This window comes from Candidatus Poribacteria bacterium (assembly GCA_026702755.1).
Taxonomy (GTDB): domain Bacteria; phylum Poribacteria; class WGA-4E; order WGA-4E; family WGA-3G; genus WGA-3G.
The window spans coordinates 25,402-38,616 of the sequence record JAPPBX010000005.1; the positions used below are offsets into that span (position 1 = coordinate 25,402).

The following is a 13,215-nucleotide window of genomic DNA, read 5'->3' on the forward strand; positions in this document are numbered from 1 at the left end:
TGATAGTGCTTAATCCTTTTTCTCTGACACGTTCTGTTGCGCACGCAAGGCTTCGAGTTCGGAGCGAAAGGTTGGCATGTCATTGATTCTCACTGCCTCAATAGCGTTGATGACGGAGTCGTAGGCGATTGCCCCCGCCCCTCCAACAAACAGTGCAACATCTTCTTGAATTCCGCGTCGAATTTTCCGTAATTCATTTGCCATAAGCGGATCGTCTGTCGGGTAAACGATGCTCAATCCAATCGCCTTTGCTCCATTTTGCACTGCACACCCTACAATCTCTTCAGCTGGTAGGTTGGGACCGAGGTAGGTGACTCGCCACCCGTGAGACGCTGCAGTTGTTCCGGCAATTAATGCGCCGATTTCGTGGAGTTGACCCCGCGGTGTCGCGACCACTAAATTTGGCATTGCGGCGGGTACATCAGATCCCTGGCAGATACTGCCCAACAGTGTCCGGACAACCGCGGCGGCAAGGTGTTCGTGTGCGATCCGTAAAGTTCCTGCTTTCCACTGTTCACCAATTTCCTGCATCAGTGGTGTGATCAACTTTTCAAGGAAAACAGGTTGGCTAAATGCGACTGATGCAGCGAAGAGTGTTGATTCGAGTGCTTGCATCTCAAATCTTTTAACCGCTGCAATGCACGAAGCAATGTAAAAATGAAGGGATGTTTCCTGTGAGACATCCTCTTTTGCGATTGCAGCGGACTGTGCAACCGTCCCACCCGTTCCAATGAGTTCCAGAAGTTCTTCGGTGGATAGGTTTGCTATTCGTCCAATACTATGTCCTGCCTGAGTCGCGAGACGAAGCAACGTGAGTCGCGATATATCCGCGTCAGAATAGAGACGACGATTCGTTTCGGTTCGCAGCGGTGTGACGACGTTGTATCGCTTTTCCCATGCCCGAATGATAAGTTGTGTTAATCCTGTCTGAATGGCAACGGTTTTAATACCGTGTTTGTGTTGATCCGTCATCAGCCGTTTCCTTTTTTATTTTTCTTTTTGTTATCTTACGATTTAGTATAACATTAGTATATGTTATTTGTCAATAATTTTGTCTAAATTTTAAAATTAAGACGGAGGAAAAATCTTAATTTCCTTTCGATCTGGTTATCTGTGGCGGTATTCGTTGTGTGATCTTGTCCTATTTCACTCCATAATTTCTATACAAAATTCGATTTATCATAAAATTGTATAAATTTTTTATTGACAAATTATAGACAATATGTAATAATAATGTACATAGAGATTTACACCCTAATTTAACTTGAGAAATCATACCGATACGAAGGAAATAAATATCAATGATACAAGAGCATGTCATACTCGTCGATCATACGGGTAGAGAAATCGGCACGCAAGAAAAACTGCAAGCACATCGTGAGGGTAAATTACACAGTGCATTTTCGATTTTTGTCTTTAACGCCGTGGGTGAATTATTGCTTCAGAGACGGGCATGGACGAAATACCATTCCGGTGGATTGTGGACGAATACGTGCTGTAGTCATCCACGTCCCGGCGAAAGTTATTATCGCGCAGCGCGACGACGGCTCAATGAGGAAATGGGTTTCGATTGTGAATTGACTGGGCTTTTTAGTTTTATTTATCACGTGCAACTCGATAATAGCCTATTTGAACACGAACTGGACCACGTCTTTGTTGGGCACTATAATGGTCAACCTATTCCGAATCCGAACGAAGTTGATGATTGGAAATGGATGGACATAAACGCGTTGAGGCAGGATGTTCAGGAAAACCCTAAAGATTACACTTACTGGTTCAAACTGACGCTGGATCGCGTTGTTACACAAACCCGAACAATCAATTTTTGCCGTGAAACTTAATAGATTTATTTATCTAAACTTGATGTTGGTATTGATTTTTTTGTTGTGTTCCATTGGTATCGCTGTGGATGAATCGGTGGAAGCGTTGCTGAAGCGTGCGCGCGAAAAATTTCATGCCTCCGTGGAAGATAAAAACCAAATTGAACCGGCGATCAAACTCTTTGAACGGATCGCGCGAGAAGAACCGAGGTACGCCGGACGTGCAGAGGTCTACATGGGTGCTCTTGTTGCTCTCAAAGGGAAGCACGCGTTTTTTCCTCACACCAAACTCAAGTGGACAAAGCGCGGTTTAGCAATTATAGATAGTGGATTAAAGAAAACTCCAGAAGACATTGAGGCACTGTTCATTCACGGAGCGGTCTGTTACCATCTTCCGTTCTTCTTCCAACGTGGTGACGATGCGCAACGAGATTTCAAGGAAATTATCAAACAAATGCCTTCACAAATGCATACATATCACTCCGAATTAGTTGAAAATATCATTACATTCTTGCTTGAGAAGGCGAAACTGACAGATGATGAGAAAGTATATCTACGGACACTCAAAGACAAATTGGCATCTGAACGTTCAGACGCGCAGCAATGAAATTTGAATATCTTCTGTTTAATCTTGTTATTATTGTCGGACCTGTTGTATCCCGATTCAGTCGTCAGATTAGACAAATTTCGCACTGGCGATTGAAACTACTCGTGAGTGGAATTGTCATGATTCCCTATATTATATGGGATGCCATTGTCACTGGTTCGCATTGGTGGTTCAACGAGGCGTATACACTCGATTTTCGATTGTTAGGTCTGCCAATTGGGGAGTGGCTCTTTTTTGTGACTGTTCCATTTGGGTGTTTGTTGGTATGGGAGACGCTACCGCATACCGATAGTTGGTTAGTCGAGTTGAAATCCCTTCGGTACATCAGAGTAGTTTTATATGCTGGACTACCGATCGGTGTATGGATTTTCAGTACGGGTAGGCAGTACACAGGATTGGTTCTATTGTGCTTGGGACTCGTTGGGCTGGTGGATATGTTATTGAACGTTAATCTGCTTCTACAACCGAAGACCTATCTCTATCTCGGAATTGTCTCCGTTTTGATTTTGGTGTTCAACGGTTACCTCACGGCGCGACCGGTTGTTCTGTATGGTGAGGCGTATCAGAGTGGCTACCGAATTCTGACAATCCCTATTGAAGATTTCGGGTATGGCTTCACGTTAATACTGTTTAACACAATGCTTTATGAAAAATTGAAGGCAGCTTGGTATGAAAAATAAACGAGTGGCAGTCATCGGTGGTGGGCTTGGAGCATTAAGCGGTGCGATTCGTCTCGCGCGGTTAGGATTCTCTGTCCAATTATTTGAGAAAAATCCGCAAATTGGAGGGAAGGTCAACGAAGTAATTTTGGAAGGCTACCGGTTTGATACAGGGGCATCTCTACTAACGATGCCTTTTGTGATTGATGAACTGTTCGATTTTGCTGGTTTTAAGCGGTCGGATTATCTCGATTTTATGTCAATTGACCCGATATGCCGATACTTTTTTTCAGATGGTTCAGTGATGGATGCAAGTGCCGACAAGGCAAAGATGAAAGCTGCGATTGAGGAACTATCGTCTGATGACGTGGAAGCATACACACAGTTCTTGAAGTATGCGGAACGTATTCACGACCTAACAGCCGAAATCTTTATGTCTACACCGATCCATGAATTCGGGAAACTCATGCGCCTTCGGTATTTTCGGACACTGTTTAGGCTTCATCAAATTGATCCGTTTCGGACCGTGCATCAAAGTGTGTCCCGTTTTTTCTCGGATCCGCGCCTCGTTCAACTGTTTGACCGCTACGCGACCTACAACGGTTCAGATCCGTTTCAGGCACCCGCAACCCTTAACATAATTCCGTATATTGAGTATGGGTTGGGAGGGTATTACATCAAAGGTGGCATCTATCGTTTGATTGACGCATTGGAAGCAGTGGCGTGTAAGTTGGGTGTTCAGATTCGGACATCGACAAGGGTTGAGAAAATCTGCCACGATGGTAAGCGGGTCAGTGGCGTACAAGTTAATGGTGAAAAACTTGAAACGGATTATGTATTGTGTGGTGCAGATGCAGTCGTAGCATACGATGAATTGATTGATGGGTACCAACATCGATCCGAGAAACTAAATCGGTTGGAACCGTCGTTGTCGGGAATGGTATTTCTTTGGGGGATTAAGGGGAAGTATTCAGCATTGGGACATCATAACATTATCTTCTCCGGTGACTACGGTGCCGAATTTAAGCAGATTTTTAAACATCGGCAAGTACCAGATGATCCGACTATCTATATCGCTATAACCAGTAAAACAGATAGCGAACACGCACCGACTGATGGCGAGAATTGGTTCGTGTTGTTGAACATGCCGTATTTGACACCCGGACAGATGTGGGAAAAAGAGAAGGTTCGGATGCGAACGGTTGTTTTGGATAGATTAAAGCAGCTCGGTTTCGACATCGCAGATCAGATTGAGGTGGAGCAGATTTACACGCCGGAGGATTTCTCTGAACTTTATGCCAGCAATCAAGGGAGTATCTACGGCGTATCGTCGAATAGTAGAACCACTGCGTTCAAACGTCTACCAAATCGAAGTCGTGTCCTGAAAGGGCTTTACTTCGCAGGGGGTTCGGTGCACCCAGGCGGCGGGATTCCATTGGTGATATTGTCTGGAAAAATGGCGGCGACGTTGATTGCGGAAGATTGTGCCTCGAAAATTTATAAGCAAGGGTAAGAGATATGAAACGGAAAATTGTCATCATCGGTTCAGGTTTTGGAGGACTCGCAGCAGCGATTCGACTGCAAGCGAAAGGCATGCAAGTTACACTTCTGGAGAAAAATGCGAAAGTTGGGGGGCATGCCTATCAACTCGTTAAGGACGGCTACACTTTCGATATGGGCCCCTCAATTATCACCGCGCCAGACTTGATTCAGCGTGTATTTGAATGTGCTGGTATGCGGATGGAAGATTACCTTGATTTGGTAAAACTCGACCCGTTTTATCGTATCTACTTCCATGACGGTTCGTCGCTTGATTATACAGACAATGACGAACAGATGAAACAACAGATGGCGCGATTCAACATGAGGGACGCTGATAACTACGATCGCTTCATGGCACATACGCGTCGACTTTACGATGCTGTCATCACGGACGGATTAGGTGCGACCGCCTTTGATTTACCGACGATGCTTGGCTTTCTGCCGCGTGCTTTACGGCTTCAGGCATTGATGCCTGCTTACGACTTCGTTAAGAAGTATTTCGACGACCCGCGCCACCGTTTCACTTTTTCATTTCATCCACTGTTTATCGGCGGCAATCCGTTTCGGGCACCAGCGGTTTACCTCATGATTCCGTATCTTGAAAAAGTTGGGGGTGTCTGGTTCTGCAAAGGTGGCATGTATCGCCTCGTCCGTGCGTTAGAAGATGTGTTCAAACAACTCGGTGGGGTCGTTGAAACCGATACAGAAGTTGAACGGATCGTTGTTGAAAAGCGGCGTGCAAAAGGTGTTATTGCGAGAGTTAACCAAGAACGCAGAACCAAGAACGCGATTTCAGATATTCCTGATAAGGCACGCGTTCTTGGTTCTTCCGACATAAATAGTAAAGGAAACCCGCGTTCTTGGTTAAAATTTTACGAAGCAGATGGCGTTATTTCCAACGCTGATCTGGCACACACCTACGGCGAACTTATTAATCCCGAACATCGTAGGAAATGGTCCGACAAGAAGCTCAGAAAAACCCAATATTCAATGAGTGCCTTTCTGCTCTATCTCGGCGTTCGGAAAAAATATCCGAAACTCAAGCATCATACGCTCATTCTTTGTGAGAGATATAAAGGGTTAATAGATGATATTTTTGACAATAAGGCACTTCCAGACGATTTTTCAATGTATCTCCATATTCCGTCACAAACCGATCCATCAATGGCACCGGAAGGTTGTGAGAGTATGTACGTCCTGATTCCGGTGCCAAATTTGGAAAGCGGAGTCAACTGGAAGAAGACGAAGGCGGTGTATACAGATAGAGTGCTGACGTTTTTGGAAAACGACTTTGGACTGACAGACTTAAAACGTTCAATTGAAGTGCTTGAAACATTTACACCTTCAGATTTCAGACGTGAACGAAACAACCATCTCGGTAGTGCATGGGGTGTTGAGCCGAAACTGACACAGACAGCGTATTTTCGACCCCATAACCGAAGTGAAGATATACAAAAACTATACTTTGTCGGCGCAAGCACGCATCCGGGGGCAGGCGTGCCGGGGGTTCTGCTGACAGCAGAAACGACGGTAAAGCTTGTCACCCAGGATTTGAATGCGGAGGATTTATCATGAAGAAATTATGGAAAGCAGAAGAGAATCGAGATGCCTTTGAGTATGCTCGCAGGGTAACCGCCCACTATTCAAAAAGTTTTTATTTTTCAGCAAGGATGCTACCGAGAGAACAGCGTTGGGCGACATTCGCACTCTACGGTTTCTGTCGACACTGCGACAATCTGATTGATACGCCGCGCCAACGGACTGAAGCAGAAATCCTCAGAGAGGTTCAACTCTTGACAGAAGAATTACAGATTGCTTACAATACAGGTGAATCTCAACATCCAATTATTCGTGCGTTCATTCTCGTTGCCAAGGCATACAATATTCCTATTGTCTATCCGCTTGATCTGCTCAAAGGAGTTGCCATGGATGTCCGGCAGACGCGGTATAAAACATTCGATGAACTCTCACTTTTCTGTTATCGGGTTGCTGCCGTTGTAGGATTGATGATGACGCATGTACTCGGCTATAAGGACGAAGGTGCGTTTGGTTACGCAAAGCAACTCGGTATCGCTATGCAACTGACCAATATTCTGCGGGATGTCAAAGAGGATAAAGAGATGGGACGACTCTATATACCACAAACAGATTTGGCAGCGTTCGGTGTGACAGAAGAAGACATCTTTGACGAAAAAATGACACCGCAATTGCGGGCACTTATGAAGTTCCAAGTTGAACGCGCCGATCAATACTATACTGAAGCGATGCCGGGTATTCCCTTACTCAAAACGGAATCGCAATATGCGATCTATTCAGCCGCTAAAATTTACCGTGGTATCTTAAGAAAAATCGAAGAGTGCGATTACAACCCGTTTTTAAGTCGGGTTTTTGTACCGTCAATTCAGAAAATAAAGATTTTACTACACGAGGGACTCCGGACGAAGGTTCTGTCGGCACAAGAGAAACTATTCCCAGTGCACTCCGGAATAATACATAAATGATTCGTGCACAGCATCGCCTTTGGGCGGACCTCATTTTCCAACCGTATCTCACGTGGTCGTTCAAGCGGCATTTTCACGCAATCCAACTTTTGGGGCCACTACCGGAAATTCCGTCTCATTTACCGTTGCTGTTGCTGCCTAACCACAGTACGTGGTGGGATGGATTCTTTGTTTATCTGCTCAACAAACGGATTTTTCGGCGAACTGCCTATCTGATGATGCTGGAGGAGCAGCTATCTAAGTACAGGTTCTTTGCGAAAATAGGAGCCTATTCAATCGAACCGAAGCATCGGCAAGGTATCGTTGAATCACTGGAATACACCGTTGAATTGCTGAATCAAGGGACACCGCTTGTCTCGATTTTTCCGCAAGGACAACTATTGCCGTGGCATACACGCCCGCTCGATTATAAGCGCGGTGTTGAATGGATTTTACGGGAATATGGAAAACCCGTTACTGTGCTTCCGTTAGCAATTCGGACCGAGTTTCTCGGTGAAAAATGTCCAAATGTACTCTTTCTGTTCGGGGAAGCCCATTCGTTTGACATAGATACGTTTCATGGGATGGACTGGCTCGAAAAAACTGAGATTAATTTGCTGGATGAGTTGGCGTTGCGAATACTTCGTCAAGAAGAGGGTCAAAATTTGCTTTAGTGGTTATCGGTTAAACAGGACTTACGCAGCACCTTCGCTGGCGAGGTTTGAAACCTCGCCAGATGCACGTAATATGTAGGGATTCATAGAAAATTGCGTAAGTCCGATTAAAGGTAGGGCAATAATAGTGTTTGTATTGATGTTTATCGTTATCGGGTTGCTGGCGGTTGTTTTGACGGTTACGCTGTTCAACGCTGTGACGGCACCGATGCTGAAAAAAGCAGGTGAGTGTCGAGACCGTCCACGCGTCTCGGTACTGATTCCTGCCCGGAACGAGGAAGCCAATATCGGTGCCTGTATTGAGGGATTCCTATCTCAAAACTACGATAATTTTGAGATTCGCGTTCTTGACGATCAATCAACGGATCGCACGGGCGCGATTATTGAAAAGTTCGGTGAGCAGTATCCTGAAATTCAGGTGCTCCGCGGTAAACCGTTGCCCGCTGGATGGTTAGGAAAAAATTGGGCATGCCATCAACTCAGCCAGCATGCGGATGGAGAGATACTCATTTTCACCGATGCGGATAACCGTCCTGCACCGGAGGCGATAGCGAATACTGTCGCCTACATGCAGAAATTTGAGATTGGGTTATTGTCGGCGTTTCCAGAGAAAGTGACAGTCACTTTAGCAGAAAAACTCGTGGTACCGGTGGTTGACATGTTCGTTTATGCCGGGCTTCCGTTATGGCTTACGTATTTCAGCCGTTCGCCTTCACTTGCTGCCGCGAGCGGTTTGTGGATTGCCTTTACCCGCGAGGCATATCAACAGATTGACGGACATCAAGCCGTATCAAATCAGATTGTTGAGGACGTTGAGTTAAGCCGATTGGCAAAAAAGAAAGGTATCAGAATCTTGACCTCGGCTGGCACTGGTGTGGTGTGTTGCAGAATGTATCATTCGTTTGGTGAGGTATGGAGTGGATTTTCCAAAAACCTTTTTGGACTGGTCCGCTACAAGACACTCCCATTTTTTCTTCTAACGCTTATTCTGTTTACAATGTGCGTCCTCCCCTATATCACTGTCTGGTTTGAGCCATTTATGCAACTGTCTCTTATTGCTATCACTATGAACGTTGTTATACGGGTTGTACTGGCACTGAAATACAAACACCCGTTCTTTACGAGTGTGGTTTTGCATCCGTTTGGTGTTTTGGCAACTTTGTTGATTGGTATCAATTCATTCTATCAAGTCAAACGCGGTCGCTTGGCGTGGAAAGGGCGACAGATCGACATGCAGGTAAATGGATAAACTAAAGATAGGTGTGCTTTATCTACTTTTAGGGGCAGGTGGATTGTGGCATGTACTCGGTGTTTTCCAAGGCGTTATGCGAGTCCTCGCTGCGCCCATGATGTTTGGTTTAGCGGTTTGGCTGTTTTGGGAATGCTGGCGGATATGTCCGCAGGAAGAAAAGCGGAAATTTGTTCTCTGGGGTGTATGCGTTGTTGTGGGTAGCTTCGGCATTGAGTGGCTCGGTGTTCGGACAGGTCAAATTTTCGGCGCGTATACGTACGGACAGACACTGCGTCCGTCGATTGATGGTGTCCCGATCTGTATTGGGTGCGCGTGGTTTGTAATGCTTGTCGCTTCGGTCGCTGTTTTTCAGAGAATCGCACCGAAATCCATAGTTACAAGTCCGGTCAAATTGGCGTTGTGTGTGGCGTTGTTGATGGTCTGTTTCGACCTGTTTATGGAACCCGCCGCAGGAATATTAGATTATTGGGTATGGGTGGATAACCGTATTCCACTACAGAACTATCTGGCGTGGTTCGGATTGAGTTTCGCCTTTGCGATGATCGGTATAAAATTGGGCTTGTTTTCCCAACCGCCCCTTTCCAGTAACGGTTGGGGACCCCTGCCTCGAATTGCGTTTCACTTCTATTTCGCACAACTCGTTTATTTTGGACTCGTGGACTTAAAGTGCCTATGAAATTGACAAACAAGGGTTTATTCATCGCGTTAGCGATTATCGGTCTGTGGGGATTGAGTCTCTCAAGTTTCCTACGCATCGGGTTTGAAAACCCCTCCTACGCATCTGTTCAAATTAGCATTCCGCTGATACCATTGGGCATACTTTGGCAGACATTTCTGTATACCGGTCTGTTTATCACAGCGCACGATGCGATGCATGGATCGGTGTGTCGGACATATCCACGCGTCAACAATGTAATTGGTACAATCGCTGTTAGGTTATACGCGCTATTTTCATATCGCAAATTGTTAGAGAAGCATTGGGCACACCACCGAACACCTGCGAGCGGGACAGATCCGGATTTTCATGATGGAGTACACAGTGGTTTCTTGATGTGGTATCTTCGTTTTATGAAGGAATATCTCGGCTGGCAGCAGATCGTCGGTATGGCAGTTGTCTTTCAGATTATGGAATACGTTTTGGGGATCCCGACTCTCAATCTGATACTGTTCTGGGTTTCTCCAGCGTTGCTTAGTACGTTACAACTGTTTTATTTTGGGACATATCTGCCGCACCGCACTCCAGAGGGTGGATATGACGATCCGCACCGTGCGCAAAGCAATGCGTATTCGACCTTCTGGTCATTTATCACCTGTTATCACTTCGGCTATCATTGGGAACACCACGAGTATCCGGACGTTCCGTGGTGGTATTTGCCAAAGATGCGTAAGGTTCGTGAACACCCCCAATGAATTCTCGTCATCCGATTTCAATGAGGGTCCCCAATCCTTTAGTTTCCGCTTCTGTCAGTACTGCTGCGCCTACGACTGCGTCTTGCACCGCTACGCCCACGGATTTGAAAAACGTGATTTCGCTGTCCGAGTCGCGCCCGGGTTTGTCGCCGTTGAGAATTTCGCCGATTTCGGCATCAATTTCAGCGTTGGGAATAATTAGATCTCCCGCTTCTTCTACGCAGGCTTCACGCGAGTCAACAACAATTCGATCTGACCGCCTTATTGTTGTCGTATCGACTTCCCGTTTTTCTGGCACGAATGTGCCAACGGCTGTGATGTGTGTGCCCGGTTGTAGGTCGTTCCCGTCGAAAAGAGGCGTTGCCGATGTCGTTGCACATAGTACAATGTCGGCCTCCTCAACGACTTCTTGTGGTGTGGATACAATATTGACTTTGGGTGGGTCTGTCCACTCTGAAATTTCAGTAGCGAGTTGTTGCGCCGAGGCTTCTGTACGACTGATGAGGTTCACGCGTGCGATATTTCTGACCGCCATTACTGCCTGTAATTGTGCCCTCGCCTGTACACCTGCTCCGAAGAGTCCGACCTTCCTTGCGTCCTTAGGGGCAAGTAAATCTGCTGCCACGCCACCACCGGCACCTGTTCGGATGGCAGTGAGACTGGCACCGTCCATAAAGGCTTTCGGGGTTCCTGTCGTGGGGTCGAGGACTAAAACCGTGGCGGTGATGCGAGGTAGATCGAGGTTGGGATTATCGTCGTAAACGGAGACGACTTTGATGCCGAATTCGCCGTGCTCAGGTAGATAGGCGGGCATGATGAGTGTAACGCCTTTGTCGGTGGAGAGATGTTGGCGGGGTGGTGCAGTCACCTTGCCTGCTGAGAGTTGGCTATAAGCGTGCCGCATTGCATCGATCGCTTTGCGCATTGGTAACGCTGCGCGGACATCAGAAGCCGAGAGAATTCTAATGGGCATGCAATCACTCCACGCGAACTACTGCTTCACCCAACACATCCATATTTGGAGTGATTCCCAAACCGGGTTGCGTTGCGGCTGCCATCCTGCCGTTAACTCGTTGTGGAGCACCTTCTGATGTGCTGACGGTGACGTAACTGTTGAAATCGGTTGCTGTGAATAGAAACTCTGTCGGTGTACTGTGGGCGAGATGGGCAATCGCTGCGGTTGTGATGTCGCCACCCCAGCTATCTTCGATTGTCATTGCAACGCCGAGTTCAACGCATAAGTCTCTGGCGAGTTTCGCTTTGGTCAATCCACCGAATTTGCTGATCTTGATGTTGACGACATCCATCGCTTGGTCGGCATGACCGCGTAGCAACGCGTGGATGCTGTCAATTGTCTCGTCGAGAACGAAGGGGTGGTTTGTCCGCTGACGGATAGCGAGGCATTCTTCGTATGAGAGGCAGGGTTGCTCAATGTAGACATCCACATCGCGCACACCTCGGACGACGCGGACGGCTTGGTGCATCAACCAACCGGTATTCGCATCGGCAATGAGTACATCTCCCGGTTCCATCAATTCGGCAACGGCGTGGATGCGTTCAATATCGGTATTTGGGTCGCCACCGACTTTCAACTGGAATTTTCGGTATCCTTCCGCACGATAGGTCGCTACTTTCGCTGCCATCTCGTCGGGAGATTGTTGGGAGATCGCACGATAGAGCATGAAATCCTGTCCATACCTTCCACCGAGAAGTGTGCAGACAGATTGGTTTGAAACCTTGCCGAGGATATCCCAACACGCGATGTCAATTGCGGATTTCACATAGGGATGTCCCTTGAGTGCGGTGTCCATGCGTTGATTGAGTGGAAGCAGTTGGGTCGGGTCTTTACCGATGAGGTGTGGTGCGAGTTCAGTAATACCGGTACGGGTTCCTGTTGCATAGGCGGGGAGGTAGAACGGTCCCAATGGACACACCTCACCGTAACCTGTAATGCCTTCGTCCGTTTCAATTGATACAATAGTGCTGTCGAAGACGGATACGGATTTACCGCCAGACCAGTTATAGCTGCCTTCATGGAGTGGAAGGTCAACTTGATAAGCTTTAATACTGCGAATTTCCACGGAAACTCCAAATCCAAGAAATTGAGAGTATAGTCTTTTTAAGTGGACGTCGTATTAGCGTCAGTTACTTCGTGATAGCACTTACTCCAATGATACGATCAGCCAGTCGCGAAAAGGGTAAGCTCTGAAGGTAAACGGTACCGGTGCCGCTCAGGGTCGCGAGGAAAAGCCCCTCACCGCTGAAGAACATTGACTTTAAACCTTTAGTCATTTCAATGTTATAGTCGACACTCGATGTGAAGGCAACAAGACAACCGGTGTCAACACGGAGTGTCTCGTTGACAAGTTCCTTTTTGACGATTGATCCTCCCGCATGCACAAACGCCATACCATCGCCACGTAGGTGCTGGAGAATAAACCCCTCACCGCCAAAAAAACCTGAGCCCAATTTCCGTGTGAAGGCAATATTTAGTTCGGTCCCCAGCACGGCACAGAGGAAGGCATCTTTCTGACACATCAACTCGCCGCCGAATTTGGCAAGATCAACAGGGATAATATGACCGGGATAGGGAGCGGCGAAGGCGACTCGTCTCTTGTGGCTGCCAGTGTTAGTGAAATGTGTTAAAAAAAGCGATTCACCACTGATAGCACGTTTGCCAGCACTGAGGAACTTGCCCATCAAACCCTCGTCCTGACTAGTAGTCTGTCACATTTATATTGCTGGATATAATTTGTTGAGTTTGATGCGTG

At 46.9% G+C, this 13,215-nt stretch carries 13 protein-coding genes and 1 pseudogene; 10 read left to right on the top strand and 4 right to left on the bottom strand.

Annotation, left to right across the window (positions count from 1 at the left end):
• Positions 1-9 precede the first annotated feature (9 nt).
• Positions 10-972: a MerR family transcriptional regulator gene (locus OXH39_00975; GenBank protein ID MCY3549002.1), complete on the bottom strand. Its 963-nt coding sequence runs from the start codon at positions 970-972 to the stop codon at positions 10-12.
• 332 nt (positions 973-1,304) lie between these two features.
• Here OXH39_00975 and idi point away from each other — a divergent pair, with 332 nt between their 5' ends.
• The 10 genes from idi (at position 1,305) to OXH39_01025 (ending at position 10,444) form a co-directional block, all read left to right on the top strand.
• The gene (idi, locus tag OXH39_00980) at positions 1,305-1,841 is read left to right on the top strand and encodes an isopentenyl-diphosphate Delta-isomerase (GenBank protein ID MCY3549003.1); all 537 of its coding nucleotides are present in this window, start codon (positions 1,305-1,307) and stop codon (positions 1,839-1,841) included.
• Positions 1,842-1,881: 40 nt separating this feature from the next.
• A complete protein-coding gene (locus OXH39_00985; GenBank protein ID MCY3549004.1) occupies positions 1,882-2,427 on the top strand; it encodes a hypothetical protein in 546 nt (181 codons plus the stop codon).
• Positions 2,424-3,107 carry a lycopene cyclase domain-containing protein gene (locus OXH39_00990; GenBank protein ID MCY3549005.1) on the top strand — a complete coding sequence of 228 codons (684 nt, stop codon included), beginning with the start codon at positions 2,424-2,426 and terminating at the stop codon, positions 3,105-3,107. Before OXH39_00985 ends, OXH39_00990 begins: the two co-directional genes overlap by 4 nt.
• Entirely contained in the window at positions 3,097-4,599 is a 1,503-nt protein-coding gene (gene crtI / locus OXH39_00995; protein ID MCY3549006.1) for a phytoene desaturase family protein, read from the top strand. Before OXH39_00990 ends, crtI (OXH39_00995) begins: the two co-directional genes overlap by 11 nt.
• 5 nt (positions 4,600-4,604) lie before the next feature.
• Entirely contained in the window at positions 4,605-6,203 is a 1,599-nt protein-coding gene (crtI, locus tag OXH39_01000; protein MCY3549007.1) for a phytoene desaturase family protein, read from the top strand.
• Positions 6,200-7,129: a phytoene/squalene synthase family protein gene (locus OXH39_01005; protein MCY3549008.1), complete on the top strand. Its 930-nt coding sequence runs from the start codon at positions 6,200-6,202 to the stop codon at positions 7,127-7,129. Before crtI (OXH39_01000) ends, OXH39_01005 begins: the two co-directional genes overlap by 4 nt.
• Positions 7,126-7,782, top strand: coding sequence for a lysophospholipid acyltransferase family protein (locus OXH39_01010; protein MCY3549009.1), 657 nt, complete (start codon positions 7,126-7,128; stop codon positions 7,780-7,782). Before OXH39_01005 ends, OXH39_01010 begins: the two co-directional genes overlap by 4 nt.
• A 127-nt stretch (positions 7,783-7,909) precedes the next feature.
• Entirely contained in the window at positions 7,910-9,031 is a 1,122-nt protein-coding gene (locus OXH39_01015; protein ID MCY3549010.1) for a glycosyltransferase family 2 protein, read from the top strand.
• A complete protein-coding gene (locus OXH39_01020) occupies positions 9,024-9,710 on the top strand; it encodes a carotenoid biosynthesis protein (protein ID MCY3549011.1) in 687 nt (228 codons plus the stop codon). Before OXH39_01015 ends, OXH39_01020 begins: the two co-directional genes overlap by 8 nt.
• Positions 9,707-10,444, top strand: coding sequence for a fatty acid desaturase (locus OXH39_01025; GenBank protein MCY3549012.1), 738 nt, complete (start codon positions 9,707-9,709; stop codon positions 10,442-10,444). Before OXH39_01020 ends, OXH39_01025 begins: the two co-directional genes overlap by 4 nt.
• Positions 10,445-10,451: 7 nt before the next feature.
• On the opposite strand, the gene OXH39_01030 is transcribed toward OXH39_01025, so the two are convergent.
• From OXH39_01030 to OXH39_01040, 3 genes and pseudogenes are all read right to left on the bottom strand, one after another.
• Positions 10,452-11,417: an ornithine cyclodeaminase family protein gene (locus OXH39_01030; GenBank protein ID MCY3549013.1), complete on the bottom strand. Its 966-nt coding sequence runs from the start codon at positions 11,415-11,417 to the stop codon at positions 10,452-10,454.
• 4 nt (positions 11,418-11,421) lie between these two features.
• Positions 11,422-12,525 (bottom strand): mandelate racemase/muconate lactonizing enzyme family protein, encoded by a 1,104-nt coding sequence (locus OXH39_01035; protein ID MCY3549014.1) that lies wholly within the window; start codon positions 12,523-12,525, stop codon positions 11,422-11,424.
• A gap of 64 nt (positions 12,526-12,589) precedes the next feature.
• Positions 12,590-13,156, bottom strand: a pseudogene (locus tag OXH39_01040) (TIGR00266 family protein).
• Positions 13,157-13,215: the final 59 nt, after the last annotated feature.

Coding starts and splice junctions, on each gene's coding strand:
- OXH39_00975 (MCY3549002.1), bottom strand. CDS start 972: ATGACGGATCAACACAAACACGGTATTAAAACCGTTGCCATTCAGACA.
- crtI (MCY3549006.1), top strand. CDS start 3,097: ATGAAAAATAAACGAGTGGCAGTCATCGGTGGTGGGCTTGGAGCATTA.
- OXH39_01030 (MCY3549013.1), bottom strand. CDS start 11,417: ATGCCCATTAGAATTCTCTCGGCTTCTGATGTCCGCGCAGCGTTACCA.
- OXH39_01010 (MCY3549009.1), top strand. CDS start 7,126: ATGATTCGTGCACAGCATCGCCTTTGGGCGGACCTCATTTTCCAACCG.
- OXH39_01005 (MCY3549008.1), top strand. CDS start 6,200: ATGAAGAAATTATGGAAAGCAGAAGAGAATCGAGATGCCTTTGAGTAT.
- OXH39_01020 (MCY3549011.1), top strand. CDS start 9,024: ATGGATAAACTAAAGATAGGTGTGCTTTATCTACTTTTAGGGGCAGGT.
- crtI (MCY3549007.1), top strand. CDS start 4,605: ATGAAACGGAAAATTGTCATCATCGGTTCAGGTTTTGGAGGACTCGCA.
- OXH39_01025 (MCY3549012.1), top strand. CDS start 9,707: ATGAAATTGACAAACAAGGGTTTATTCATCGCGTTAGCGATTATCGGT.
- OXH39_00990 (MCY3549005.1), top strand. CDS start 2,424: ATGAAATTTGAATATCTTCTGTTTAATCTTGTTATTATTGTCGGACCT.